The sequence below is a fragment of the Parabacteroides sp. AM08-6 genome (assembly GCF_003473295.1).
Classification (GTDB): Bacteria; Bacteroidota; Bacteroidia; order Bacteroidales; family Tannerellaceae; genus Parabacteroides.
The window spans coordinates 19,631-42,671 of the sequence record NZ_QRMP01000020.1 but is presented as its reverse complement, the minus strand read 5'-3'; the positions used below and the strand labels follow the sequence as shown (position 1 = coordinate 42,671).

The window sequence follows — 23,041 nt, the reverse complement described above, 5'->3', positions numbered from 1 at the left end:
CATAATTGTTTACATTTAATAAAATTCGTACTGTTTAAATAACAATCCTAAGTCCAAAAAGTATTAGAAATTGTAGCAAAGGTATAAAGTTTTTTTATTCGGATAAAGAACTAAATTTATTATGTAGTTTTGCACGTCATCAAATAACAGATAAAAGAAACAGGATGAAGGGCATTTTGATTTTTATAGGTTTGCTTCTTGCCGGTAATGGCTTCGCGCAATCTTACGAAGAGTATATAGAAAAAAGCTATGATTTTGTTGATAAAAACGATTTACCTTCGGCTGAAGAAAGTCTAAAAGCCGCCATGCGCCTGGAACCAGCAAATCCGCTCAATTATGCTTTGCTCAGCAATCTGGGAACTATCCAGCGTAGACAAGGGAAACTACAGGAGGCTCTCATCTCCTACTCTTCCGCTCTTAGCAGTCATACAAATGATAGAACTATCCTGGAAAATCGAGCATCGCTTTACACGGAATTAGGAGAAACGGACAAAGCATTGACGGATTACAATACATTGCTGATTACTGACCCGGAAAATCAAGAGGCTCTTTATTGCCGCGGATTGATATATATTCAACTCAAAAATTATATCTGGGCGGAACAGGATTTTGACAAGATATTGGAAATAAATGAAAAATCCGTCCGGGGCCGTCTAGGGCATGCTATCTTGGAAAAGATGCGGGGTAACTATACAGAGAGTGAGAAAATATTCAATTATCTAATTAGTGAAATGCCTCGTGATTGGATTCTTTATGAAGGACGTGCAGATTTATATTTTATGATGGGAAAGAATGCCCGTGCCATGGCTGATATAAACAAGGTATTTATAGAAAGTGAACCTACTGCCGCACTATACGTACTTAGAGGCAAGATTAAACTGGCACAATATGAAAAAGAACGGGCTGCTATCGACTTCAAAAAAGCGGAAGCGATGGGATATGATAAAAAAGTGATAGAAGAATTAATGAAATTGGCAAAATAAACGACCGCAAAATCTTTTATAAAAAAACGAGATTATTCCACTTTGTGCAGGAATAATCTCGTTCGTTTTATCCATTAACGGCTTTCTTTTTACTTCTTGTATGTCTTATAGCCGTATACAGCCAAATCCCCCAGTTCTTCTTCAATACGAAGCAGTTGATTGTACTTGGCCATACGGTCGGAACGGCTCAATGAACCGGTTTTAATCTGTCCCGAATTAGTTGCCACGGCAATATCCGCTATAGTAGCATCTTCCGTTTCACCCGAACGGTGGGAAGTAACAGATGTATAGCCGTTACGATGCGCCATTTCAATAGCATCCAATGTTTCGCTCAGTGTTCCAATCTGATTTACCTTAATCAAGATTGAATTGGCGCAACCTTCTTCGATTCCTTTTTTCAAGAATTCAACATTCGTCACAAATAGGTCGTCGCCCACCAGCTGGCATTTCTTACCAAGTGCGTCCGTCAACATTTTCCAGCCGGCCCAATCGTTTTCATCCATGCCATCTTCAATCGAATCTATCGGGAATTTGTCAACCAGGTTAGACAAATAAGCGACCTGTTCCTGAGCTGTACGCTTAGCACCTTTAGCGCCTTCAAACTTGGTATAGTCATACACTCCATCGTGATAAAATTCGGAAGATGCACAGTCCATAGCGATTGTCACATCTTTACCCGGTTCATATCCGGCAGTTTTTATAGCGGCCATAATGGAATTGAGGGCATCCTCGGTTCCGTCCAATGCCGGAGCAAAGCCCCCCTCATCACCGACAGCCGTACTTAATCCGCGGTCATGGAGCACTTTCTTCAAAGCATGAAATACTTCCGCTCCCATACGTAATCCTTCACGGAAACAACAAGCTCCTACCGGACGTATCATAAATTCCTGAAAAGCAATAGGAGCATCGGAATGTGAACCTCCATTGATAATATTCATCATCGGAACTGGTAATACATAAGCATTTGTTCCACCTATATAACGATACAAAGGCTGCTCCAAATAGTTTGCTGCTGCTTTTGCCACAGCTAAAGAAACACCTAACATGGCATTTGCTCCAAGGTTCGATTTTGTTTTCGTACCATCCAGCTCTATTAATTTATGATCAATTTCACGCTGGTTCAAAGCACTCATACCAATAATAGCGGGAGCTATCACATTATTTACATTTTCAACAGCTTTCAAAACACCTTTTCCACCATAACGGTTCTTATCACCGTCACGAAGTTCAATCGCTTCGTTTTCACCGGTAGAAGCTCCAGATGGAACTGCCGCACGACCAAATGCACCGGAAGCCAAATGCACATCGACTTCTACAGTCGGGTTTCCGCGTGAGTCAAGGATTTCTCGTCCTACTACTTTAATAATTTCCATGTTTTTGAATAATTTGAGTTTCTCTTTTATTTAAATATAACAAATACCGAAAGGAAAAGTTTATTCCCATTGCTTCCAAAGACCATTCCTGTTGAGATAAACGTTTTACTCCTTCAAAAACATCCTCATTCCGGAACAAAAAAGGGTGTATCAAATAAATGACACACCCCATTATCTTTATTGAAATAAGCCGAATTTATTCAGCTGCTTGTTCCTCTACTGCAGGAGCTTCGGCAACAGGAGCTTCAGCTGCTGTAGACTTTTTACGTGAACGTCTTGTCTTAGTAGCTTTTTTCGCTGTAGCTGTTTTCAACATATTTTCATTGTAATCAACCAGTTCAATGAAGCACATTGCAGCATTATCCCCCAGACGGTTGCCAGTCTTCAGGATACGAGTATATCCACCCGGACGGTCACCTATCTTTTGAGAAACTTCTTTGAACAATTCCGTTACAGCATATTTGTCTTGCAAATTGCTGAATACCACACGTCTTGAATGAGTTGTGTCCTCTTTAGACTTAGTGATAAGTGGTTCTACAAACTTACGCAGAGCTTTAGCTTTAGCAACAGTGGTGAAAATTCTCTTATGTTTGATAAGAGAACAAGCCATGTTAGAAAGCATTGCGTTACGGTGAGTGTTTGTACGACCTAAATGATTTATTTTTTTATTATGTCTCATCGCTATACTTACTCTTTATCTAATTTATATTTTGTGATATCCATACCGAATGAAAGGTTCAGACTATCCAACAGTTCATCAAGTTCCGTAAGTGACTTTTTACCGAAGTTCCGGAACTTCAACAAATCATTCTTGTTGAATTTAACCAATTCACCTAAAGTTTCAACATCTGCAGCCTTCAAGCAATTCAAAGCACGAACAGACAGATCCATATCCGAGAGCTTACTCTTGAGCAACTGACGCATGTGAAGTACTTCTTCATCGAATTCTTCATTACCGTCAGTATCTACTGTTTCGATAGCAATCTTTTCATCTGAGAACAACATAAAATGATGTATCAGAATCTTAGCTGCTTCTTTTAATGCTTCTTTCGGATGAATAGAACCATCAGTGGCTATTTCAAGAACCAACTTTTCGTAGTCCGTCTTTTGCTCAACACGGAAGTTTTCAATTGAATACTTAACATTACGAATAGGCGTATAAATAGAGTCGATAGCAATGACATGTACGTCTGCGTTCGGGTCTCTGTTTTCATCAGCGGGTACATAACCGCGGCCTTTGTTTATTGTTAATTCAATTTGGAAACCTGCGTTCGGATCTAAACGACAAATAACCAACTCTGGATTCAACACCTCGAATCCGGTCAGCTGTTTACCTATATCACCGGCTTTGAACACTTCCGAACCCGAAACAGTAATACTTACTTTTTCATTCTCTATGTCGTCTACAATATGCTTAAACCGAACTTGCTTTAGGTTCAGGATAATGTTTGTTACATCCTCCATAACACCGGAGATTGTACCAAATTCATGGTCAACACCCTCGATTTTAATAGATGTAATAGCAAAACCTTCAAGTGACGACAGGAGAATACGACGCAGAGCATTACCTATTGTAATACCATAGCCGGGTTCCAACGGACGAAATTCAAACTTTCCGAAGAAATTGTCCGCTTCCAACATTAATACTTTATCGGGTTTTTGAAATGCTAATATCGCCATGGAAATCAATTATTATTTAGAATACAATTCTACGATCAACTGCTCTTTAATGTTTTCAGGAATGTCAGCTCTTTCCGGCAGATGCAGTAATTTTCCGCTTAAAGAAGACTGATCCCATTCAATCCAAGGATACTTACTGTGATTAAAGCCAGACAAAGCGTCGGCAATCACTTCCATAGACTTGGATTTTTCTCTAACACCTACAATCTGACCAGCTTTCAAAGAGTAAGAAGGGATGTTAACAACCTGACCGTCTACTGTAATGTGACGGTGAGAAACCAACTGGCGAGCAGCAGCACGTGTCGGAGCTATACCCAAACGGAATACCACATTGTCCAGACGGCCTTCCAGTAACTGAAGCAATACTTCACCGGTAATACCTTTAGAACGTGATGCTTTTTCAAACAAGTTTCTAAATTGCTTTTCCAATACACCATAAGTGTATTTTGCTTTTTGCTTCTCGCGAAGCTGAATTCCATACTCAGAAGTTTTCTTCTTACGGCCATTCCCATGTTGTCCGGGAGGATAATTCTTTTTTGAAAGAACTTTATCCGGTCCGAATATAGCCTCACCAAACTTACGGGCTATTCTTGTTTTTGGTCCAGTATATCTTGCCATTTTTTTATTGTTTTAATGTTCTGTCTGAATCTGGAACCGTGCAGCCGCGATTACAGAGAGGATAAGGTCTTTGTGCAATCTATTCACAATTCCGGATTCAATGTTCAAGAAACTATAGTTAATTATACTCTTCTCTTTTTCGGAGGACGACAACCATTATGAGGCAGTGGAGTAACATCTACAATTTCAGTTACTTCAATACCGGCACCGTGGATAGTTCTGATAGCAGACTCACGTCCGTTACCCGGGCCCTTAACGAATACTTTTACTTTTCTCAAACCAAGATCATAAGCTACCTTAGCACAATCCTGTGCCGCCATTTGAGCAGCATACGGAGTGTTCTTCTTAGAACTTCTAAAGCCCATTTTTCCAGCAGAAGACCAACTGATTACCTGACCTTCGCTATTTGCCAGAGACACAATGATGTTGTTAAAAGAAGAATGAATATGAGCTTGACCGTAAGCGTCAACTTTTACGTTTCTCTTCTTTGCTGCGACTGATTTCTTTGCCATATCAATTCTTATTATTTAGTAGCTTTTTTCTTATTTGCAACAGTTTTCTTCTTACCCTTACGAGTACGAGCATTATTCTTTGTGCTCTGGCCTCTTAAAGGCAAACCAATACGGTGACGAACACCTCTATAACAACCGATATCCATCAGTCGTTTGATATTCAACTGAACTTCTGAACGAAGATCACCTTCGACCTTATATTCTGCGCCAATGACTTCACGTACTTTTGCAGCCTGATCATCAGTCCAGTCCTTTACCTTGATATCACGATCAATGCCTGCTTTCGCTAAAATTGAGTTCGCTGCACTACGACCGATACCGAAAATGTAGGTCAAGGCAATTTCTCCTCTTTTATTTTGTGGCAAGTCTACACCAACTATTCTTATAGCCATATTACTTACTTAAATTATTTTGCAAAAATAATAAATTATCCTTGACGTTGTTTATACTTAGGATTTTTCTTGTTAATTACGTATAAGCGTCCCTTTCTTCTTACGATTTTGCATTCGGGAGTACGCTTCTTTAAAGATGCTCTTACTTTCATATCTTGTTATTTTTTTTATTTATATCTAAAAGCAATTCTACCTTTCGATAGATCATACGGAGACATTTCTACTCTTACCTTATCCCCCGGAAGGATTTTAATGTAATGCATCCGCATCTTTCCGGAAATATGGGCAGTAATTTCATGTCCGTTCTCTAATTCTACACGAAACATTGCATTTGACAATGCCTCTACTATAACTCCATCTTGTTCAATTGCTGACTGTTTAGCCATATAAATCAAATTAAATTGCGTTATTACCTAAAACTTCTTCTAAAAACTTAAATGAAGATAAGATTTGCGGACCGTCAGGACGAATAGCAATACAATGCTCAAAATGAGCAGAACATTTACGGTCCTTTGTCCGTACCGTCCAACCATCCTTTTCGAATACCACGTTTTTACTTCCCATATTAATCATAGGTTCAATGCAAATGCACATACCACTACGTAATAAAGGGCCACAACCTGGTCTTCCGTAATTAGGAACTTCCGGTTCCTCATGCATCTTACGTCCACAACCGTGACCGACCAACTCTCTGACTACAGAATAATTTTTCGCTTCACAATAAGACTGTACTGCATGACTGATATCCCCTACCCGTTTGCCTTCCAAGGCATGTTGGATACCAAAATAAAGAGATTCTTTTGTTGTCTTCAACAATTTCTTTACTTCCGGAACAACTTCTCCTACACAAAAAGTATAAGCGGAGTCACCTACAAATCCATTCAATTGGGTTCCGCAATCTACAGATATAATATCACCTTCTTTCAATATAGTCTTTGAAGAAGGGATACCATGTACCACCTGCTCATTGACAGAAGCACATATTGAACCCGGAAAACCACCGTATCCTAAAAAGGCCGGAATAGCACCATTATCTCTAATGAACTCTTCAGCAATCTTATCGAGTTGCAGTGTGCTTACACCTGGGGCAATGTGTTTGGCTAATTCGCCAAGCGTCTTACCGACCAGTTGATTGGCATCACGCATCAACTCTATTTCTTCATCTGTCTTTAAATAGATCATTCTATTAATAAGCGGCAACTGAGCCTGTACGACCTTTAATTCTTCCTGACTTCAACAAACCGTCATAGTGACGCATCAACAAATGACTTTCTACCTGTTGTAATGTATCCAATACAACACCAACCAAAATCAACAAAGATGTTCCGCCAAAGAATTGGGAGAACGCCATACTTACACCGGCAATTCTGGCAAAAGCTGGCATGATAGCCACTAATGCAAGGAAGAATGCACCCGGTAAAGTAATACGATCCATAATGGCATCCAAATAATCTTTGGTATGTTTTCCAGGTTTAACACCAGGTATAAAACCATTGTTTCTTTTCAAATCATCAGACATCTGAGTCGGATTAATTGTGATAGCTGTATAGAAATAAGTAAACAAAATAATCAATACAGCAAAAACAAAGTTGTACCAAAATCCGGTGTTATCCATAAATGCAGCTACAAAACCAGAGCGTTCACCAGTACTGGAAAAACCGACAATCGAAATAGGGATAAACATTATTGCCTGAGCAAAAATGATAGGCATTACGTTAGCAGCATTCACTTTCAAAGGAATGTACTGGCGCGCACCTCCATATTGTTTATTGCCAATAATTCTTTTTGCATACTGTACGGGGACCTTACGGGTACCCTGCACCAACAAGATTGCACCTGCTATAACAAGCAAAAGGAATAACATTTCAAACAGGAACATAACCAAACCACCGGTTTTCTCACTTGTTCTGGAAATAAATTCTTCGAACAAAGAATGCGGCAAACGGGCTATGATACCAACCAGAATGATAAATGAGATACCATTTCCTACACCTTTATCTGTAATTCTTTCACCTAGCCATAAGATAAACATACTTCCGGCAGCCAAAATGACTGTAGAAGAAATTGTAAACCAAATTCCTGCAGGCAAAGCAGCACCGGCAGCTTTCAGCTGTACACTTAAGTTAACAAGATAAGTAGGCCCTTGAAGTACGAGAATCAGAACTGTCAGATAACGAGTCCACTGGTTAATCTTACGACGACCACTTTCTCCTTCTCTCTGTAATTTCTGAAAAGAAGGAACAGCAATAGCCATCAACTGCATAACAATAGATGCAGAGATATATGGCATAATCCCTAATGCAAATATAGAAGCATTAGAGAATGCACCTCCTGAAAACATATCCAACAAAGCGAGCAATCCGCCTCTTGTCTGTTCTTGTAAAGCGGTCAACGCTTTAGGGTCGATACCCGGAAGCACTACATACGTTCCAAAACGGTAAATAGCCACTAACAAAAGAGTGGTGAGGATCCGATTTCTCAGATCCTCAATCTTCCAGATATTTTTTATTGTTTCAACTGCTCTCATAACTTAGAGTTTAACAACAGTTCCACCTACAGCTTGAATAGCAGCCTCAGCAGACTTTGAGAAAGCATGAGCTTCCACTTCAAGTTTAGCTGTCAAGTTTCCATTACCAAGAATTTTAACCAATTGAGATGTTGAAATAAAGCCGGCTGCTATCAGTTCATCAAGACCAATCTTAGTCAACTGTTGAGCATCTGCCATTCCTTGCAACGTAGACAAGTTAATAGCTTTATATTCCACACGGTTAATATTCTTAAAACCAAATTTAGGCAAACGTCTTTGAATTGGCATCTGACCACCTTCAAAACCAATTTTGCTTTTATAGCCAGATCTTGACTTTGCCCCTTTATGACCTCTTGTTGAAGTTCCTCCTAATCCCGAACCCGGACCACGGCCGATTCTCTTTCTGGTCTTGGTAGATCCTTCAGCAGGTTTTAAATTTGATAAATTCATATCGTATAATTAATTTTTCAACCGTTATTACTTTACTACTGAAACCAAATGTTTCACTTTCTCAACCATACCCAGAATAGACGGAGTAGCTTCATGTTCTACCACCTGGTTCATTTTCTTCAAACCCAGTGCATCAAGAGTTCTCTTTTGGTCTTTCGGGCATTTAATTCTACTTTTTGTTTGCTTAACTTTTATAGTTGCCATAATCATTATCCTCCCTAATTAACCTCTGAATACTTTTTCTACGGAAACACCTCTGTTCTGAGCAACATCAAACGGGCTTCTCAACTCACCCAGCGCAGCGATAGTAGCTTTCACCAAGTTGTGAGGGTTAGACGAACCTTTCGATTTAGCCAAAACGTCTGTGATACCTACACTTTCCAATACGGCACGCATAGCACCACCAGCCTTAACACCTGTACCGTGAGATGCCGGTCTAATCAAGACCTGTGCACCACCGAACTTTGCAAGCTGTTCGTGAGGAATAGTACCTTTATGAACGGGAACCTTGATTAAGTTCTTTTTTGCAGCTTCAACACCCTTAGCGATAGCTGTCGTTACTTCACCGGCTTTACCCAAGCCCCAACCAACGATACCGTCTTCGTTACCTACCACAACAATAGCGGCAAAACTGAAAGTACGTCCACCTTTGGTTACTTTTGTTACGCGGTTGATTGCAACCAAACGGTCCTTCAACTCTATGTCGTTGGTCGACTTAACTCTATTATTAACTCCTGCCATCTTCATTAAAATTTAAGGCCGCCGTTACGTGCAGCATCAGCTAATTCTTTAACTCTCCCATGATACAGGTAGCCGTTACGGTCAAAAACAACAGCCTGAATACCAGCTTCCTGGGCTACTTTAGCTATTTGTTCACCAACCTTAGCGGCAATCTCCTTTTTCGGAGCCTTAACATCTATCTTTAAAGATGATGCTGCAGCCAAAGTTTTACCTGTAGTGTCATCTATAACCTGTGCATAGATTTGCTTGTTGCTTCTAAACACAGTCAGGCGCGGACGTTCAGGAGTCCCTGAAATCTTGCCACGTACACCTGCTTTTATTTTTAATCTTCTTTCTTCCTTCGTTGTCATGATAATTTCAGTTTACGTAGATTACTTACCTGCTGATTTACCAGACTTTCTGCGAATTTCTTCACCCACGAACTTAATACCTTTACCTTTATACGGTTCCGGCATTCTGAATGAACGAATCTTTGCACAAATCTGACCTAGTAATTGTTTATCAGCCGATTCAAGGATAATAAGAGGATTTTTATTTCTCTCTGCCTTTGTCTCAACTTTCACTTCTTTAGGCAACTGCAAATAAATATTATGTGTATAACCTAAAGAGAGATCCAACAGCTGACCTGTATTTGATACACGGTAACCAACACCGACAAGTTCAAGTTCTTTCTTGTAACCTTCTGATACACCAATAACCATATTGTTGATCAAGGAACGATAAAGTCCGTGTAATGCACGATGGTTCTTATCGTCAGTCGGTCTTGTCAGATGGATGATGCCATCTTCAAGAGTTACTTTAATATCAGGATTTACAGCCTGGGTCATTTCACCTTTGGGACCTTTGACAGTCACCACGTTATCCTTAATAGTAACCGTAACACCGGCGGGTACATGAATTGGTAATTTTCCTATTCTTGACATTCTTCTTTCCTCCTAATTAATAAACATAACATAATACTTCACCACCGATCTTCAGATCACGGGCTTCTTTGTCTGTCATCACACCTTTAGAAGTAGAAAGAACAGCAATACCTAAACCATTCAATACTCTCGGCATGTCTTTGTAGCCGGTGTACTTACGCAAACCCGGAGTAGAAACTCTCTCAAGTTTCTTGATTGCGTTCACTTTGTTAACCAGGTCATACTTCAAGGCAATCTTAATTGTACCCTGAGGACCATCTTCTACAAACTTAAAATTAAGAATGTAGCCCTTGTCGAAAAGGATCTTTGTGATCTCTTTCTTTAAATTTGACGCCGGCACTTCAACAACTCTGTGCTTCGCTTTAATTGCATTACGCAATCTTGTCAAATAATCTGCAATAGGATCTGTCATATATAAATAAATTAAATTGATCCGGACTTCCGGACAATATTTAAACTAAAAAAACTCTTACCAACTTGCTTTCTTTACACCCGGGATTAAACCATGAGATGCCATTTCACGCAGTTGAATACGAGAAATACCGAACTGGCGTACATAGCCTTTCGGACGTCCTGTGATTTTACAACGATTGTGCAAACGTACAGGAGAAGCATTTTTAGGTAAAGCCTGTAAAGCTTCATAGTCACCTGCTGCTTTCAGTTCTGCTCTTTTAGCAGCATATTTAGCTACGAGCTTTGCTCTTTTCACCTCACGGGCTTTCATTGATTCCTTTGCCATAACTACTTAGTCTTTTTTTGCATTTTTAAAAGGCAACCCAAATTCTCTCAAAAGAGCATACCCTTCTTCATCTGTTTTCGCAGAGGTCACAAAGGTAATATTCATTCCCAATATTTTGGTAATATTATCGATATTTATTTCAGGGAAAATGATTTGTTCCTGAATTCCGAGAGTATAATTACCTCTTCCGTCCAATTTACTTTCAATACCTTTGAAGTCACGAATACGAGGAAGAGCTACGCGAACAAGTCTTTCCAGGAATTCATACATTTGTTCACGACGTAATGTTACCATTACACCGATTGGCATTTTTTTACGCAACTTGAAGTTAGAGATATCTTTCTTGGAAACCGTGGCAACAGCTTTCTGACCCGTAATTGTAGTCAGTTCACTGATTGCTATATCGATAATCTTCTTATCAGCAGCAGCCATACCCAAACCTTGATTGATAACAATCTTCTTCAATACAGGCACCTGCATTACTGATTTATAACCGAACTCTTTCGTCAAAGCAGGAACAATTCTGTCCTGATATTCTTTTTTAAGACTGGCAGTATTGCTCATTACTTAATTTCCTCCCCTGATTTTTTAGAATAACGTACTAAAGCACCTTTTTCATCCAATTTACGACCAATACGTGTCGGTTTACCGGATTTCGGATCCAACACGTTAAGGTTGGAAATATGAATAGGAGCTTCTTTCTTTTCAATTCCTCCTTGAGGATTCTTTGCATTAGGCTTGGTATGCTTTGATACCATATTAATACCCTCAACAATGGCACGTTCGTCTTTTACGAGAACCTCTAAAACACGTCCTGTTTTACCTTTGTCTTCGCCGGTATTAACAAAAACTATATCGCCTTTTTTAATATGTAATTTACTCATTACTTTAAATTTTACAAAATTAAAGCACTTCAGGTGCAAGTGAAACGATTTTCATGTTTGTTGCACGAAGTTCTCTGGCAACCGGACCAAAGATACGGCTTCCACGAATATCACCACCGGCATTCAATAATACGCAAGCGTTATCATCGAAACGGATGTATGAACCATCCGGACGGCGGATTTCTTTTTTAGTGCGAACAATGATAGCTTTAGAAACAGCACCCTTCTTCACATCACTTGCCGGGATTACACTTTTAATTGCAACCACAATTACATCCCCAACAGTGGCATAACGTTTTCTTGTACCGCCTAAAACGCGAATACACAACGCTTCTTTTGCACCACTGTTATCTGCTACTACTAGTCTTGATTCTTGTTGTATCATGTTACTTAGCCCTTTCGATTATTTGAACTAATCTCCATCTTTTTGTTTTGCTCAAAGGACGAGTTTCCATAATTTTTACGGTATCGCCAATGTTGCATTCATTCTTTTCGTCGTGAGCATGATATTTTTTCGTCTTATTGACGAACTTACCATAAATGGGGTGTTTTTCCTTCCATTTAATAGCAACCGTGATGCTCTTATCCATCTTGTTGCTAGTAACCACGCCCGTTCTTTCTTTTCTTAAATTTCTAGTTTCCATCAGGCTCAATTATTTGTTGTTAACTTCTCTTTGGCGCAATTCTGTTTTCATGCGCGCAATCATCCTGCGTTGTTGTTTAATCTGAGCAGGGTTATCACTAGGAGAAATGCTGTGGTTAATCACTTTCTGATCGTAAGCAGCCACTTCAGCATCAATTCTTTCTACTAACTCCTTCGTGCTTAATTCTCTAATTTCTGCAATCTTCATAACCAATTACGCATTTTGATTAGCCATATCATAATCACGTCTCACAACAAACTTCGTTGTTACCGGAAGCTTTTGAGCAGCAAGGCGCAAAGCTTCTTTAGCAATATCAAAAGGAACCCCTTCGATTTCGAAAATCAGACGACCCGGAGTAACAGGCGCAACAAACCCTTCCGGGTTACCTTTACCTTTACCCATACGTACTTCTGCAGGTTTCTTTGTAATAGGTTTGTCCGGGAAAATCCGAACCCAAACCTGACCCTGACGTTGCATATAACGAGTTACCGCAATACGAGCAGCTTCAATCTGACGACCGGTAATCCATTTATTTTCTAACGCTTTTATACCAAACGAACCGAATGCCAGCTGGTTACCGCGTTGAGCTTCGCCCTTCATACGGCCTTTCTGCTGTCTTCTGAACTTGGTTTTCTTTGGTTGTAACATCTCTTCTTAAATTCTAACGTTTAACGATTAGCTTTCTTTCTCTTGAAGTTCTTTTCTCTGCTGCCGCCGGCATTGTCATTTCTACGACCCGAATCTTTTGTTGCAGCGAATGAAGGAGCAAGATCTCTCTTACCATATACCTCACCACGGCAAATCCAAACCTTAACACCGATCAAACCAACCTTCGTCAACGCTTCAGCCAAAGCATAATCAATATCTGCTCTGAATGTGTGCAACGGAGTTCTTCCTTCCTTATACATTTCTGAACGAGCCATTTCAGCTCCATTCAAACGACCAGAGACTTGCACTTTAATACCCTCGGCACCCATTCTCATGGTAGAGGCGATAGCCATCTTGATAGCACGACGGTAAGCAATTTTTCCTTCAAGTTGACGAGCAATATTGTTTGCAACGATAACAGCGTCCAATTCGGGTCTTTTTACCTCAAAGATATTAATCTGAACTTCCTTGTCGGTAATTTTCTTCAACTCTTCTTTCAACTTATCAACTTCCTGACCACCTTTTCCGATGATGATACCCGGACGTGATGTGCAAACTGTGATTGTAATCAACTTCAGCGTACGTTCAATAACGACGCGAGATACACTAGCCTTAGCAAGACGAGCATTCAGATATTTACGGATTTTGCTATCTTCCAGCAAAGTATCTCCGTATTTCTTGCCGCCATACCAATTGGAATCCCAACCACGGATGATTCCTAAACGATTACTAACCGGATTAACTTTTTGTCCCATCTACAAATTAATTTTGACTATCGTTTTTACTAAGTGTATCAACAAACAGAGTTACATGGTTCGAACGTTTACGAATTCTGTATCCTCTTCCCTGAGGAGCCGGACGCATTCTCTTCAATGTAGTAGCGCAATCTACGCTGATTGAAGATACGCACAACTCTCCAGCTTCTGCTTTACGTTCATTCTTCTGTTCCCAATTGGCAATAGCCGAACGAAGCAATTTTTCTACTCTTGCTGCAGCTTCCTTATTAGAAAACTTCAAAACACCAAGTGCACGGAATACTTCCATACCGCGAATCATGTCTACAACGAGACGCATCTTGCGCGGAGAAGTCGGCACGTTCCGCAATTTTGCGAAATACATGGTCTTTTGGGCTTCTTTTCTTGCTTCAGCTGATATTCTTTTTCTAGCACCCATTTTATTGATTCTTTTTATTTTCAGATTCCTGAATTCCTGTTACTACCGATTATTTTTTCTTGTTACCGGCATGACCACGGAACGTACGAGTAGGAGAAAACTCTCCCAGCTTATGACCTACCATGTTCTCGGTTACAAAAACAGGAATAAATTTATTTCCATTATGAACTGCAATCGTATGGCCTACAAAGTCAGGCGAAATCATTGAAGCTCTTGCCCACGTCTTAACGACAGCCTTCTTCCCTGACTCATTCATTGCCAGGACTTTCTTTTCAAGCTTTACATTAATATACGGGCCTTTTTTTAGCGAACGACTCATAGTTTACTTAATTAATCAGATTATTTCTTTCTTCTTTCAATAATATATTTTGAAGAATGCTTCTTCGGAGCTCTTGTTTTCAAGCCCTTAGCATATAAGCCATTACGAGATCTAGGATGACCTCCGGAAGCACGACCTTCACCACCACCCATTGGGTGATCAACCGGGTTCATTACAACACCACGGTTGCGAGGACGACGACCTAACCATCTAGAACGACCGGCTTTACCTGATTTTTCAAGACCATGGTCTGAGTTACCTACACTACCAATTGTAGCCTTACATGCAGCAAGAATCTTTCTGGTTTCGCCAGAAGGCATCTTAATAATTGCATAATCGCCTTCTTTCGAAGTCAGCTGAGCAAAAGCACCGGCAGAACGAACCAACTTGGCACCCTGTCCCGGACGAAGCTCAATATTATGAATAATAGTACCTACGGGAATATTTGCCATCGGCAAAGTATTACCTATCTCAGGAGCAACTTCGCTACCCGAAACCACTGTTTGGCCAACTTCCAGTCCGTTCGGAGCAATAATATAGCTCTTTGCTCCGTCTGCGTAATACAACAATGCGATACGAGATGTACGGTTCGGATCATACTCGATCGATTTTACTGTTGCCGGAATGCCATCTTTATTTCTCTTGAAATCGATAAATCTGTACTTTTGTTTGTGACCACCACCAAGATAACGCATTGTCATCTTACCAGTGTTGTTACGACCGCCAGTACTTCTTTTACCTGTTACAAGAGACTTTTCTGGTGTACTTGCAGTGATTTTATCAAATGCACCAATAACTTTGTGTCTCTGCCCCGGTGTTGTGGGCTTTAATTTACGTATTCCCATTTCTTTTTTTAGATATTACTAAAGAAATCAATTGTTTCTCCTTCTTTCAACGTTACGATAGCTTTCTTGAAAGCCGATTGTTTGCCATTGATAATTCCGGATTTCGTATAACGACTTTTCTGTTTACCAGAGTAATTGATGGTGTTTACATCTACTACCGTAACGTTATACATATCCTCAATAGCTTTTTTAATCTCTAACTTGTTGGCATCAGGAGAAACACGAAAACCATAGCGATTAGCCATTTTTTCTGTAATCGCTGTTTGCTTCTCTGTTACTATAGGTTTAATAATAATTCCCATTTTTCTACTCCTTATGCGTTAAATAATTTTTCAATAGCAGCAACCGAACTTTCTGTCAAAACCAAATTTGCAGCATTTAACACTTTGTATGTGTTTAATTCTGAAGCTGTTACCACGTTAGCCTTCTCTAAATTTCTGGCCGACAAATATACGAAATTATTTTTCTCCGTTAAAACCAAAAGCAACTTTCCATCAGCCACTTTTAGATTCTTAGCAATTGTTACAAATTCTTTAGTTTTAGGAGCTTCCATTGAGAAATCTTCTACCACTACAATTGCATTATCCTTTGCTTTATAGGCCAAAGCAGACTTACGAGCCAAACTCTTTACTTTCTTGTTCAATTTGAACTCATAATCTCTAGGTTTAGGACCGAATACACGGCCACCACCTACCAATACCGGAGAGTTGATATCACCACGACGAGCTCCTCCACCACCTTTCTGACGGATAAGTTTACGTGTACTACCGGAAACTTCACTTCTTTCTTTCGATTTATGAGTTCCCTGACGCTGATTAGCCAAATACTGTTTTACATCCAAGTAAATAGCATGATCATTTGGTTCAATGCCAAAGATAGCATCGTTCAAAGTTACCTTTCTTCCGGTATCTTCACCTTTAATATTAAATACGCTCAGTTCCATTACTTTTCAATTAATAAGATTGAACCTTTTGCTCCAGGAACAGATCCTTTTACTAATAAAAGGTTGTGTTCCGGCATCACCTTGATCACTTGCAGGTTCTGAACTGTTACACGTTCATTACCCATTTGGCCGGCCATACGCATACCTTTGAACACCTTTGCAGGATAAGAACAGGCACCGATACCACCGGGAGCACGCAGACGGTTATGCTGACCGTGAGTAGTCTGACCCACACCACCGAAACCATGACGTTTTACCACACCCTGGAAGCCTTTACCTTTTGATGTACCTACTACATCAACGAAACCTGCATCTTCCAAATAATCTACAGTGATTACATCACCGAGCTTATATTCGGTTTCAAAATTCTTGAACTCGGCCAAGTGTCTCTTGGGAGTTACACCGGCTTTTTTAAAGTGGCCCATTTCAGGCTGCGTAGTGTGTTTCTCTTTTTTCTCTTCGAAACCCAACTGTACAGCTTCATAGCCATCTTTTTCCAAAGTCTTAATCTGTGTAACAACACAAGGACCCACTTCGATAACAGTGCATGGAAGATTTTTTCCCTCGGCACTGAAAACGGATGTCATTCCGATTTTTTTTCCTAATAATCCTGGCATTTCACTTAATTTTTAAATAACTCACACTTTAATTTCAACTTCAACACCACTGGGTAATTCCAGTTTCATCAAGGCATCAACTGTTTTTGCAGTTGAGCTGTAGATATCGATTAATCTCTTATAAGAAGAGAGTTCGAACTGCTCACGAGATTTCTTGTTAACGAAAGTCGAGCGGTTCACAGTAAAGATACGTTTGTGGGTAGGCAGAGGTATAGGACCGCTAACTACAGCACCGGTAGCCTTTACCGTCTTTACGATTTTCTCTGCAGATTTATCCACCAGAGAATAATCGTAAGACTTTAATTTAATTCTGATCTTTTGGCTCATATTTATTATATGTTTCTAAATTATTTGATCAAATCAGCACGACCCTGAACTTCTGTCAGTACCTGTTTAGCAATAGCTGAAGATACTTGAGCATAGTGGGAGAACTGCATGGAAGATGTTGCACGGCCCGAAGTAATAGTACGGAGTGCTGTTACATAACCGAATGTTTCGGCCAACGGCACTTTCGCTTTTACAACACGCGCACCTGTACGGCTGGTTTCCATACCTTCAACCTGTCCGCGACGCTTGTTCAAGTCTCCGATTACATCACCCATACTTTCTTCCGGAGTCACAACTTCCATTTGCATGATTGGCTCCATCAATACAGGACCGGCCTTTTCAGAAGCGTTCTTGAATGCCTGGATAGCAGCAATTTCAAATGATAACTGGTCGGAGTCAACCGGGTGATACGAACCATCACGTAATGTAACTTTCAGTTTATCTAACGGATAGCCGGCCAATACGCCATTTTTCATTGCCTTTTCAAAACCTTTCTGTACAGACGGAATAAATTCTTTCGGAATATTACCACCCTTCACTTCGTCAACAAATTGCAATGTACCGTCGAAATCCGCATCAGCTGGTTCTATACAAACAATAATATCGGCAAACTTACCACGACCACCGGACTGCTTCTTATAAACCTCACGAAGTTCAACCGGCTTCGTAATAGCTTCTTTGTAAGTAACCTGAGGTTTACCCTGATTACATTCAACCTTGAATTCACGTTTCAGACGGTCGATGATGATATCCAAGTGAAGTTCACCCATACCACTGATAACGGTCTGTCCTGTTTCTTCATTAGTTTGAACACGGAACGTTGGGTCTTCTTCTGCCAGCTTAGACAATCCCATACCCAGTTTATCCAGGTCTTTCTGAGTCTTTGGCTCAACTGCGATACCGATAACAGGATCCGGGAATTCCATGGATTCCAATGTAATCGGATGCGCTTCGTCACAAAGCGTATCACCTGTACGGATATCTTTGAAACCAACACCGGCACCTATATCACCACAACCGATAGCTTCCATCGGATTTTGTTTGTTGGAATGCATCTGGAACAGGCGAGAAATACGTTCTTTTTTGCCTGAACGAGTGTTATAAACGTAAGAACCGGCAGACAGAGAACCGGAATATACACGGAAGAAGCACAGACGACCTACATAAGGGTCTGTTGCAATCTTAAATGCCAATGCTGTAAGCGGTTCTTCAAACAACGGTTTACGAATGATAATTTTATCCGGATCTCTTGGGTCCGTACCTTCAATCGAAGGAGTATCTTCCGGACTCGGCAGATATGCACAAACAGCATCCAACAAAGTCTGAACTCCCTTATTTTTGAAAGAAGAACCACAAATCATCGGATTAATCTGCATAGCCAAAGTACCTTTACGGATAGCCGTCCTGATTTCCTCCTCTGTAATAGTAGCAGGATCATCAAAATATTTTTCCATCAAGGCATCATCGCATTCAGCCAAAGTTTCGAGCATTTTATCTCTCCATTCTTCAGCTTCAGCAAGCAAATCGGCCGGAATTTCTTCTGTTGTATATTCAGCACCCATTGTTTCATCATGCCAGAAAATAGCTTTCATCTTAACCAGGTCTACAACACCTTTGAAAGTTTCCTCTGCACCGATAGGTATCTGAATCGGACACGGAGTAGCACCCAATACATCCTTTACCTGACGAACTACTTCAAAGAAGTTTGCGCCGGAACGGTCCATTTTATTTACATAACCAATTCTGGGTACATTATATTTATCAGCTTGACGCCATACTGTTTCAGACTGCGGTTCAACACCACCTACAGCACAGAAAGCAGCAACAGCACCATCCAGGATACGCAGTGAACGTTCTACTTCTACAGTGAAGTCCACGTGCCCCGGGGTGTCAATCAAGTTAATCTTATATTTATCATTAGCGTAGTTCCAGAAAGTCGTAGTAGCAGCAGAGGTAATAGTGATACCGCGTTCCTGTTCCTGCTCCATCCAGTCCATTGTTGCAGCACCGTCATGAACTTCACCAATCTTGTGAGTCAGACCTGTGTAGAAAAGGATACGCTCTGAAGTCGTAGTCTTTCCTGCATCGATGTGCGCCATGATACCGATGTTTCTGGTATACTTTAATTGTTCGTCAGCTTTTGTTGCCATCTTTTTTATTATCTCCTAAATAATTGATAAATTAAAATCTGAAGTGAGCGAATGCACGGTTAGCTTCGGCCATACGGTGCATATCTTCTTTTCTTTTGAATGCGCCACCCTGGTTGTTATAAGCATCTACAATCTCTGCAGACAGCTTGTCAGCCATAGTCTTACCACCTCTCTTGCGTGAGAAGATGATTAGGTTCTTCATTGAAATTGATTCTTTACGATCGGGGCGAATTTCAGTAGGTACCTGGAAAGTAGCACCACCTACGCGGCGGGATTTCACTTCGACTTGAGGAGTAATATTGTCGAGTGCAGCTTTCCAAATTTCGAGAGCGGACTTTTCTTCGTTAGGCAATTTGGCCTTAACTGTTTCCAAAGCGGAATAGAAAATTTCGAAGGCAGTATTTTTCTTGCCGTCATACATCAAATGGTTAACGAATCTCGTAACCTTAACATCACCGAAAACAGGATCCGGAAGGATCTGTCTTTTCTTTGGTTTTGCTTTTCTCATTTTGTTTTCAAAAATTTCGTTCTTGTTTCTTGGTTGCCTTTTATGCGTCTTCAACGGTTCCGCTGAACCATTTACTCAACCTATAGCCTATCCAAATAACTCAAACCAGCTTTAATACTTAATTTAAATTCTCAGTTTGAAGGGATGTAACTAATTACTTCTTCTTTCCTTTAGCTGCAGCAGCTGCCTGTCCCGGTTTCGGACGTTTAGCGCCGTATTTGGAACGTCTCTGAGTACGTCCGTTTACGCCTGCAGTATCCAAGGTTCCACGTACAATGTGATAACGTACACCAGGAAGGTCTTTCACACGACCGCCACGTACCAGTACGATTGAGTGCTCCTGCAAGTTGTGTCCTTCTCCCGGAATATAAGAGTTTACTTCTTTACCGTTCGTCAAACGTACTCTCGCTACTTTACGCATTGCAGAGTTAGGCTTCTTCGGAGTAGTTGTGTAAACACGTACGCAAACGCCACGTCTCTGCGGACATGAATCCAATGCGGGTGACTTACCCTTTTCCACCAAAGTTTCCCTTCCTTTTCTAACTAATTGCTGAATTGTAGGCATTTCTTTTCTTTTTTAAACTTTGAATGTGTTATTATTATAATTATCTATTTTCATATTTCGAGCCGCAAAGATACATATTATTTTCGGACTATCAATCATTTAAGCCCATTTTTATATATACTTCGCGCTAAAAACGGTGCAAAGTTACACATTTGTTTCCGTTCTACAAGGGGGAGTTTTTAATAATTTATTCATATTTAACATTACAGCAGGGGCTGGCAACAAAAAAAATGAGACAAGACGCTTTTTCACAATCGGTCCACAACAAGGATACAAACTTCCCCTTGGAGAATTATTTAAATCGCTTTTCTAACTCTTCATCCGTCAACATGGAGATAATCGTTTTCCCGTCAGGAGTAAGGTTGGAATCCTGGCAAGAGAAAAGAGAAGCTAACAAATTATCCATTTCCTCGGCAGACAAAATTTTTCCGGGACGGATAGCGGCAGCTTTTGCCAAAGAAAGAGCCAGAGCTTCACAAATTTCTTCATGTACCTCACAACCGGTTTCTATAGTACGATCAACCATGTCACGAACCAAAGCGACTGTATCCAGATTCTCAATGCCGGCCGGCAAACCGTTGATTGCATAACTATTGTTTCCCAAATGGGTCAAATCAAAACCAATAAAACGCATATCTTCTAACAAAGAAGGCAGAACAGCTGCTTCTGCTGCCGTGAATTCCGCGATTTCGGGAAAAAGGAGCTGCTGGGATGCGCCTTTTTGCTGGCGAATATTCATCAGATATTGATCGAAAAGAATGCGGACATGGGCACGATACTGGTCTATCAAAGCCAAACCGGATTTCAAGGAGGTAATAATATAACGTCCCTTATACTGATAACAAGGATTGGATACATTATTAAATAAAGGAGCGGGGGTGCCCGGTTCTACTATTTCATCCAATCCGACAGAGATTGAGTCCCCGCCGGAGGGTAGTTCGGATATATCCGGCTCTGATTGAATGGCCGAACGGTCTTCTTCAAAATCCTGATATAGTTTAGACCAGTCAAACTCAGGCTTCTTATACGAAGATGTATCGAACGGATTATATCCAGAATCAACCTGGACACGGGGAGCTTTATAATTCCCCGTTTCTTTAACCGGATTATAAACTGGAATATCAATTGAATCTTCCACATCAAAATCTATGGAAGGAATAGCACTCGATTTCGCAAGAGCCTCGCGTGTCGCGGCCATCAGAATTTGCCAAATGGGCTGTTCATTTTCAAATTTGATTTCTGTTTTAGTCGGATGTATATTGACATCGATGGTAGCCGGATCGAGTGTGAAATAAATAAAATAATTCGGTTGTTCCCCTTGGGGAATTAACTGCTCATACGCTTGCATCACAGCTTTATGAAAATAGGGATGTTTCATGAAGCGTCCGTTCACAAAGAAATACTGCAAGGCCCCTCTTTTCTTTGCCGAGTCCGGACGGCCAACAAAGCCGGAGATTGTAACAAGCGAACTCTGCGCATCGACAGAAAGCAGCTTTTGGTTCAACGTCTTTCCGTACACATTAATAATACGCTGGCGAAGCCCCGACTCCGGCAGATTAAATATCTCCGTATCGTTATGGTAAAGCGACATTGCGACTTGTGGATTCACAAGTGCTATCCGCTCGAACTCATTAATTATATTCCGAAATTCCGTCTCATTCGATTTTAGAAATTTACGACGGGCCGGAACATTAAAAAACAAATTCTTAACAGAAAAAACACTGCCCTCATTGCAGGCATCCGGCTCTATTCTTTCCAAAACGGAACCGGAAAAAGAAAGGAGAGTTCCCAACTCCGTTCCTTTCAGGCGAGTCTTGAGCTCCACTTGTGCTACAGCTACAATAGAAGCCAGAGCCTCTCCCCGGAAACCCATCGTATGTAAAGAGAATAAATCGTCGGCTGTCGAAATCTTGGAAGTGGCATGTCGCTCGAAAGCCATACGCGCATCGGTTTCAGACATACCTTTCCCGTCATCGACTACTTGTATCAATGTACGACCGGCATCCTTTATATTCACCTGAATATGACCGGATCCGGCATCAACTGCATTTTCGACCAGTTCTTTTACCACAGAAGCCGGACGCTGAATAACCTCGCCCGCTGCAATCTGATTGGCAATACTGTCGGGAAGTAAATGTATTATATCGCTCATTACATGAACAGGTACCAGAGCACACCGCCCAGAATAGCAGCGGCCAGCAATAGTTTTATATTCTTATATGTACGACTACGGGAATTATACCCTTTTTCGGTACTCTTCTTCAAATGTGAAGTACCTTCAATAAAAGTACCCTTAATCTGAGGTTTATAATCTTCTGTAGGAACCTCCAACCCAATCTCCTGCTTCACAGTCTGGATACGTTTCTCCATAGCCTCTTTATGGGGATCCCAATAAATTGGCTTATGCTCAAACTGCCGGGGCTTACGTACATTATAAAATGAGAAAAGTGCCATAACCTTACCTGAATTAAAATGTGAAT

The 23,041-nt window shown here is 40.6% G+C and carries 37 protein-coding genes; 1 reads left to right on the top strand and 36 read right to left on the bottom strand.

Annotation, left to right across the window (positions count from 1 at the left end):
* Positions 1-164 precede the first annotated feature (164 nt).
* Positions 165-983, top strand: a complete 819-nt coding sequence (locus DW103_RS12445; protein WP_122276595.1) for a tetratricopeptide repeat protein — start codon at positions 165-167, stop codon at positions 981-983.
* An 89-nt stretch (positions 984-1,072) separates the two neighbouring features.
* Here the strand turns inward: DW103_RS12445 and eno are convergent, their stop codons facing one another.
* From eno to DW103_RS12260, 36 genes are all read right to left on the bottom strand, one after another.
* Positions 1,073-2,356, bottom strand: a complete 1,284-nt coding sequence (gene eno, locus DW103_RS12440) for a phosphopyruvate hydratase (RefSeq protein ID WP_122276593.1) — start codon at positions 2,354-2,356, stop codon at positions 1,073-1,075.
* A gap of 196 nt (positions 2,357-2,552) precedes the next feature.
* Positions 2,553-3,035: a 50S ribosomal protein L17 gene (gene rplQ, locus DW103_RS12430; RefSeq protein ID WP_122276589.1), complete on the bottom strand. Its 483-nt coding sequence runs from the start codon at positions 3,033-3,035 to the stop codon at positions 2,553-2,555.
* A gap of 8 nt (positions 3,036-3,043) precedes the next feature.
* Positions 3,044-4,036 carry a DNA-directed RNA polymerase subunit alpha gene (locus DW103_RS12425; RefSeq protein ID WP_122276587.1) on the bottom strand — a complete coding sequence of 331 codons (993 nt, stop codon included), beginning with the start codon at positions 4,034-4,036 and terminating at the stop codon, positions 3,044-3,046.
* A gap of 12 nt (positions 4,037-4,048) precedes the next feature.
* Positions 4,049-4,654 (bottom strand): 30S ribosomal protein S4, encoded by a 606-nt coding sequence (gene rpsD, locus DW103_RS12420; RefSeq protein WP_122276585.1) that lies wholly within the window; start codon positions 4,652-4,654, stop codon positions 4,049-4,051.
* 122 nt (positions 4,655-4,776) lie between these two features.
* Positions 4,777-5,166, bottom strand: coding sequence for a 30S ribosomal protein S11 (rpsK, locus tag DW103_RS12415; protein ID WP_115497995.1), 390 nt, complete (start codon positions 5,164-5,166; stop codon positions 4,777-4,779).
* Between the two features lie 11 nt (positions 5,167-5,177).
* A complete protein-coding gene (rpsM, locus tag DW103_RS12410) occupies positions 5,178-5,558 on the bottom strand; it encodes a 30S ribosomal protein S13 (protein WP_122276583.1) in 381 nt (126 codons plus the stop codon).
* 35 nt (positions 5,559-5,593) lie between these two features.
* Positions 5,594-5,710, bottom strand: coding sequence for a type B 50S ribosomal protein L36 (gene ykgO / locus DW103_RS12405; RefSeq protein ID WP_005645768.1), 117 nt, complete (start codon positions 5,708-5,710; stop codon positions 5,594-5,596).
* Between the two features lie 15 nt (positions 5,711-5,725).
* Entirely contained in the window at positions 5,726-5,944 is a 219-nt protein-coding gene (gene infA, locus DW103_RS12400) for a translation initiation factor IF-1 (protein ID WP_005634776.1), read from the bottom strand.
* Positions 5,945-5,954: 10 nt separating this feature from the next.
* Complete coding sequence (gene map, locus DW103_RS12395) at positions 5,955-6,740, bottom strand: type I methionyl aminopeptidase (protein ID WP_122276581.1); 786 nt, start codon at positions 6,738-6,740, stop codon at positions 5,955-5,957.
* A 4-nt stretch (positions 6,741-6,744) separates the two neighbouring features.
* Positions 6,745-8,085, bottom strand: coding sequence for a preprotein translocase subunit SecY (gene secY / locus DW103_RS12390; protein ID WP_122276579.1), 1,341 nt, complete (start codon positions 8,083-8,085; stop codon positions 6,745-6,747).
* A gap of 3 nt (positions 8,086-8,088) precedes the next feature.
* Positions 8,089-8,535 carry a 50S ribosomal protein L15 gene (rplO, locus tag DW103_RS12385; protein WP_122276577.1) on the bottom strand — a complete coding sequence of 149 codons (447 nt, stop codon included), beginning with the start codon at positions 8,533-8,535 and terminating at the stop codon, positions 8,089-8,091.
* Positions 8,536-8,562: 27 nt separating this feature from the next.
* The gene (rpmD, locus tag DW103_RS12380) at positions 8,563-8,739 is read right to left on the bottom strand and encodes a 50S ribosomal protein L30 (RefSeq protein ID WP_122276645.1); all 177 of its coding nucleotides are present in this window, start codon (positions 8,737-8,739) and stop codon (positions 8,563-8,565) included.
* 18 nt (positions 8,740-8,757) lie between these two features.
* On the bottom strand, positions 8,758-9,276 hold the full coding sequence (rpsE, locus tag DW103_RS12375; RefSeq protein WP_122276643.1) for a 30S ribosomal protein S5: 519 nt from the start codon (positions 9,274-9,276) through the stop codon (positions 8,758-8,760).
* 5 nt (positions 9,277-9,281) lie between these two features.
* On the bottom strand, positions 9,282-9,626 hold the full coding sequence (gene rplR / locus DW103_RS12370) for a 50S ribosomal protein L18 (protein WP_122276575.1): 345 nt from the start codon (positions 9,624-9,626) through the stop codon (positions 9,282-9,284).
* 21 nt (positions 9,627-9,647) lie between these two features.
* Positions 9,648-10,199 (bottom strand): 50S ribosomal protein L6, encoded by a 552-nt coding sequence (rplF, locus tag DW103_RS12365; RefSeq protein WP_122276573.1) that lies wholly within the window; start codon positions 10,197-10,199, stop codon positions 9,648-9,650.
* A 16-nt stretch (positions 10,200-10,215) separates the two neighbouring features.
* Positions 10,216-10,611, bottom strand: coding sequence for a 30S ribosomal protein S8 (gene rpsH / locus DW103_RS12360; RefSeq protein ID WP_122276571.1), 396 nt, complete (start codon positions 10,609-10,611; stop codon positions 10,216-10,218).
* A gap of 57 nt (positions 10,612-10,668) precedes the next feature.
* Complete coding sequence (gene rpsN / locus DW103_RS12355) at positions 10,669-10,938, bottom strand: 30S ribosomal protein S14 (protein ID WP_005634756.1); 270 nt, start codon at positions 10,936-10,938, stop codon at positions 10,669-10,671.
* A 6-nt stretch (positions 10,939-10,944) separates the two neighbouring features.
* The gene (gene rplE, locus DW103_RS12350) at positions 10,945-11,502 is read right to left on the bottom strand and encodes a 50S ribosomal protein L5 (protein WP_122276569.1); all 558 of its coding nucleotides are present in this window, start codon (positions 11,500-11,502) and stop codon (positions 10,945-10,947) included.
* A complete protein-coding gene (gene rplX, locus DW103_RS12345; protein WP_122276567.1) occupies positions 11,502-11,822 on the bottom strand; it encodes a 50S ribosomal protein L24 in 321 nt (106 codons plus the stop codon). Before rplX ends, rplE begins: the two co-directional genes overlap by 1 nt.
* A gap of 19 nt (positions 11,823-11,841) precedes the next feature.
* On the bottom strand, positions 11,842-12,207 hold the full coding sequence (gene rplN / locus DW103_RS12340) for a 50S ribosomal protein L14 (protein WP_005853982.1): 366 nt from the start codon (positions 12,205-12,207) through the stop codon (positions 11,842-11,844).
* A 1-nt stretch (position 12,208) separates the two neighbouring features.
* Positions 12,209-12,466 (bottom strand): 30S ribosomal protein S17, encoded by a 258-nt coding sequence (rpsQ, locus tag DW103_RS12335; RefSeq protein ID WP_009859539.1) that lies wholly within the window; start codon positions 12,464-12,466, stop codon positions 12,209-12,211.
* Between the two features lie 9 nt (positions 12,467-12,475).
* Entirely contained in the window at positions 12,476-12,673 is a 198-nt protein-coding gene (gene rpmC, locus DW103_RS12330) for a 50S ribosomal protein L29 (RefSeq protein WP_122276565.1), read from the bottom strand.
* 6 nt (positions 12,674-12,679) lie between these two features.
* Complete coding sequence (rplP, locus tag DW103_RS12325) at positions 12,680-13,114, bottom strand: 50S ribosomal protein L16 (RefSeq protein ID WP_005634742.1); 435 nt, start codon at positions 13,112-13,114, stop codon at positions 12,680-12,682.
* 20 nt (positions 13,115-13,134) lie between these two features.
* Entirely contained in the window at positions 13,135-13,869 is a 735-nt protein-coding gene (rpsC, locus tag DW103_RS12320) for a 30S ribosomal protein S3 (protein ID WP_115497988.1), read from the bottom strand.
* A 7-nt stretch (positions 13,870-13,876) separates the two neighbouring features.
* The gene (gene rplV / locus DW103_RS12315; protein WP_005634739.1) at positions 13,877-14,287 is read right to left on the bottom strand and encodes a 50S ribosomal protein L22; all 411 of its coding nucleotides are present in this window, start codon (positions 14,285-14,287) and stop codon (positions 13,877-13,879) included.
* A 49-nt stretch (positions 14,288-14,336) separates the two neighbouring features.
* Complete coding sequence (gene rpsS, locus DW103_RS12310) at positions 14,337-14,606, bottom strand: 30S ribosomal protein S19 (RefSeq protein ID WP_005634738.1); 270 nt, start codon at positions 14,604-14,606, stop codon at positions 14,337-14,339.
* 20 nt (positions 14,607-14,626) lie between these two features.
* Positions 14,627-15,451, bottom strand: a complete 825-nt coding sequence (rplB, locus tag DW103_RS12305) for a 50S ribosomal protein L2 (protein WP_122276563.1) — start codon at positions 15,449-15,451, stop codon at positions 14,627-14,629.
* An 8-nt stretch (positions 15,452-15,459) separates the two neighbouring features.
* Entirely contained in the window at positions 15,460-15,753 is a 294-nt protein-coding gene (gene rplW / locus DW103_RS12300; protein ID WP_115497986.1) for a 50S ribosomal protein L23, read from the bottom strand.
* Between the two features lie 11 nt (positions 15,754-15,764).
* The gene (gene rplD / locus DW103_RS12295; RefSeq protein WP_122276561.1) at positions 15,765-16,394 is read right to left on the bottom strand and encodes a 50S ribosomal protein L4; all 630 of its coding nucleotides are present in this window, start codon (positions 16,392-16,394) and stop codon (positions 15,765-15,767) included.
* The gene (gene rplC, locus DW103_RS12290; RefSeq protein WP_122276559.1) at positions 16,394-17,011 is read right to left on the bottom strand and encodes a 50S ribosomal protein L3; all 618 of its coding nucleotides are present in this window, start codon (positions 17,009-17,011) and stop codon (positions 16,394-16,396) included. Before rplC ends, rplD begins: the two co-directional genes overlap by 1 nt.
* Before the next feature lie 21 nt (positions 17,012-17,032).
* Positions 17,033-17,338 carry a 30S ribosomal protein S10 gene (gene rpsJ, locus DW103_RS12285; protein WP_005634728.1) on the bottom strand — a complete coding sequence of 102 codons (306 nt, stop codon included), beginning with the start codon at positions 17,336-17,338 and terminating at the stop codon, positions 17,033-17,035.
* Positions 17,339-17,358: 20 nt separating this feature from the next.
* A complete protein-coding gene (fusA, locus tag DW103_RS12280) occupies positions 17,359-19,488 on the bottom strand; it encodes an elongation factor G (RefSeq protein ID WP_122276557.1) in 2,130 nt (709 codons plus the stop codon).
* Positions 19,489-19,519: 31 nt separating this feature from the next.
* On the bottom strand, positions 19,520-19,996 hold the full coding sequence (rpsG, locus tag DW103_RS12275) for a 30S ribosomal protein S7 (RefSeq protein ID WP_122276555.1): 477 nt from the start codon (positions 19,994-19,996) through the stop codon (positions 19,520-19,522).
* A gap of 154 nt (positions 19,997-20,150) precedes the next feature.
* Entirely contained in the window at positions 20,151-20,561 is a 411-nt protein-coding gene (gene rpsL, locus DW103_RS12270) for a 30S ribosomal protein S12 (protein ID WP_005634721.1), read from the bottom strand.
* Positions 20,562-20,853: 292 nt separating this feature from the next.
* Complete coding sequence (gene mutL, locus DW103_RS12265) at positions 20,854-22,713, bottom strand: DNA mismatch repair endonuclease MutL (protein ID WP_122276552.1); 1,860 nt, start codon at positions 22,711-22,713, stop codon at positions 20,854-20,856.
* Positions 22,713-23,015, bottom strand: a complete 303-nt coding sequence (locus DW103_RS12260; protein ID WP_122276550.1) for a hypothetical protein — start codon at positions 23,013-23,015, stop codon at positions 22,713-22,715. Before DW103_RS12260 ends, mutL begins: the two co-directional genes overlap by 1 nt.
* Positions 23,016-23,041 lie beyond the last annotated feature (26 nt).

Bases quoted from the DNA above. Each gene is read 5' to 3' on its own strand.
- DW103_RS12445 (WP_122276595.1), top strand. From the start codon at position 165: ATGAAGGGCATTTTGATTTTTATAGGTTTGCTTCTTGCCGGTAATGGC.
- eno (WP_122276593.1), bottom strand. From the start codon at position 2,356: ATGGAAATTATTAAAGTAGTAGGACGAGAAATCCTTGACTCACGCGGA.
- rplQ (WP_122276589.1), bottom strand. From the start codon at position 3,035: ATGAGACATAATAAAAAAATAAATCATTTAGGTCGTACAAACACTCAC.
- DW103_RS12425 (WP_122276587.1), bottom strand. From the start codon at position 4,036: ATGGCGATATTAGCATTTCAAAAACCCGATAAAGTATTAATGTTGGAA.
- rpsD (WP_122276585.1), bottom strand. From the start codon at position 4,654: ATGGCAAGATATACTGGACCAAAAACAAGAATAGCCCGTAAGTTTGGT.
- rpsK (WP_115497995.1), bottom strand. From the start codon at position 5,166: ATGGCAAAGAAATCAGTCGCAGCAAAGAAGAGAAACGTAAAAGTTGAC.
- rpsM (WP_122276583.1), bottom strand. From the start codon at position 5,558: ATGGCTATAAGAATAGTTGGTGTAGACTTGCCACAAAATAAAAGAGGA.
- ykgO (WP_005645768.1), bottom strand. From the start codon at position 5,710: ATGAAAGTAAGAGCATCTTTAAAGAAGCGTACTCCCGAATGCAAAATC.
- infA (WP_005634776.1), bottom strand. From the start codon at position 5,944: ATGGCTAAACAGTCAGCAATTGAACAAGATGGAGTTATAGTAGAGGCA.
- map (WP_122276581.1), bottom strand. From the start codon at position 6,740: ATGATCTATTTAAAGACAGATGAAGAAATAGAGTTGATGCGTGATGCC.
- secY (WP_122276579.1), bottom strand. From the start codon at position 8,085: ATGAGAGCAGTTGAAACAATAAAAAATATCTGGAAGATTGAGGATCTG.
- rplO (WP_122276577.1), bottom strand. From the start codon at position 8,535: ATGAATTTATCAAATTTAAAACCTGCTGAAGGATCTACCAAGACCAGA.
- rpmD (WP_122276645.1), bottom strand. From the start codon at position 8,739: ATGGCAACTATAAAAGTTAAGCAAACAAAAAGTAGAATTAAATGCCCG.
- rpsE (WP_122276643.1), bottom strand. From the start codon at position 9,276: ATGGCAGGAGTTAATAATAGAGTTAAGTCGACCAACGACATAGAGTTG.
- rplR (WP_122276575.1), bottom strand. From the start codon at position 9,626: ATGACAACGAAGGAAGAAAGAAGATTAAAAATAAAAGCAGGTGTACGT.
- rplF (WP_122276573.1), bottom strand. From the start codon at position 10,199: ATGTCAAGAATAGGAAAATTACCAATTCATGTACCCGCCGGTGTTACG.
- rpsH (WP_122276571.1), bottom strand. From the start codon at position 10,611: ATGACAGATCCTATTGCAGATTATTTGACAAGATTGCGTAATGCAATT.
- rpsN (WP_005634756.1), bottom strand. From the start codon at position 10,938: ATGGCAAAGGAATCAATGAAAGCCCGTGAGGTGAAAAGAGCAAAGCTC.
- rplE (WP_122276569.1), bottom strand. From the start codon at position 11,502: ATGAGCAATACTGCCAGTCTTAAAAAAGAATATCAGGACAGAATTGTT.
- rplX (WP_122276567.1), bottom strand. From the start codon at position 11,822: ATGAGTAAATTACATATTAAAAAAGGCGATATAGTTTTTGTTAATACC.
- rplN (WP_005853982.1), bottom strand. From the start codon at position 12,207: ATGATACAACAAGAATCAAGACTAGTAGTAGCAGATAACAGTGGTGCA.
- rpsQ (WP_009859539.1), bottom strand. From the start codon at position 12,466: ATGGAAACTAGAAATTTAAGAAAAGAAAGAACGGGCGTGGTTACTAGC.
- rpmC (WP_122276565.1), bottom strand. From the start codon at position 12,673: ATGAAGATTGCAGAAATTAGAGAATTAAGCACGAAGGAGTTAGTAGAA.
- rplP (WP_005634742.1), bottom strand. From the start codon at position 13,114: ATGTTACAACCAAAGAAAACCAAGTTCAGAAGACAGCAGAAAGGCCGT.
- rpsC (WP_115497988.1), bottom strand. From the start codon at position 13,869: ATGGGACAAAAAGTTAATCCGGTTAGTAATCGTTTAGGAATCATCCGT.
- rplV (WP_005634739.1), bottom strand. From the start codon at position 14,287: ATGGGTGCTAGAAAAAGAATATCAGCTGAAGCAAGAAAAGAAGCCCAA.
- rpsS (WP_005634738.1), bottom strand. From the start codon at position 14,606: ATGAGTCGTTCGCTAAAAAAAGGCCCGTATATTAATGTAAAGCTTGAA.
- rplB (WP_122276563.1), bottom strand. From the start codon at position 15,451: ATGGGAATACGTAAATTAAAGCCCACAACACCGGGGCAGAGACACAAA.
- rplW (WP_115497986.1), bottom strand. From the start codon at position 15,753: ATGGGAATTATTATTAAACCTATAGTAACAGAGAAGCAAACAGCGATT.
- rplD (WP_122276561.1), bottom strand. From the start codon at position 16,394: ATGGAACTGAGCGTATTTAATATTAAAGGTGAAGATACCGGAAGAAAG.
- rplC (WP_122276559.1), bottom strand. From the start codon at position 17,011: ATGCCAGGATTATTAGGAAAAAAAATCGGAATGACATCCGTTTTCAGT.
- rpsJ (WP_005634728.1), bottom strand. From the start codon at position 17,338: ATGAGCCAAAAGATCAGAATTAAATTAAAGTCTTACGATTATTCTCTG.
- fusA (WP_122276557.1), bottom strand. From the start codon at position 19,488: ATGGCAACAAAAGCTGACGAACAATTAAAGTATACCAGAAACATCGGT.
- rpsG (WP_122276555.1), bottom strand. From the start codon at position 19,996: ATGAGAAAAGCAAAACCAAAGAAAAGACAGATCCTTCCGGATCCTGTT.
- rpsL (WP_005634721.1), bottom strand. From the start codon at position 20,561: ATGCCTACAATTCAGCAATTAGTTAGAAAAGGAAGGGAAACTTTGGTG.
- mutL (WP_122276552.1), bottom strand. From the start codon at position 22,713: ATGAGCGATATAATACATTTACTTCCCGACAGTATTGCCAATCAGATT.
- DW103_RS12260 (WP_122276550.1), bottom strand. From the start codon at position 23,015: ATGGCACTTTTCTCATTTTATAATGTACGTAAGCCCCGGCAGTTTGAG.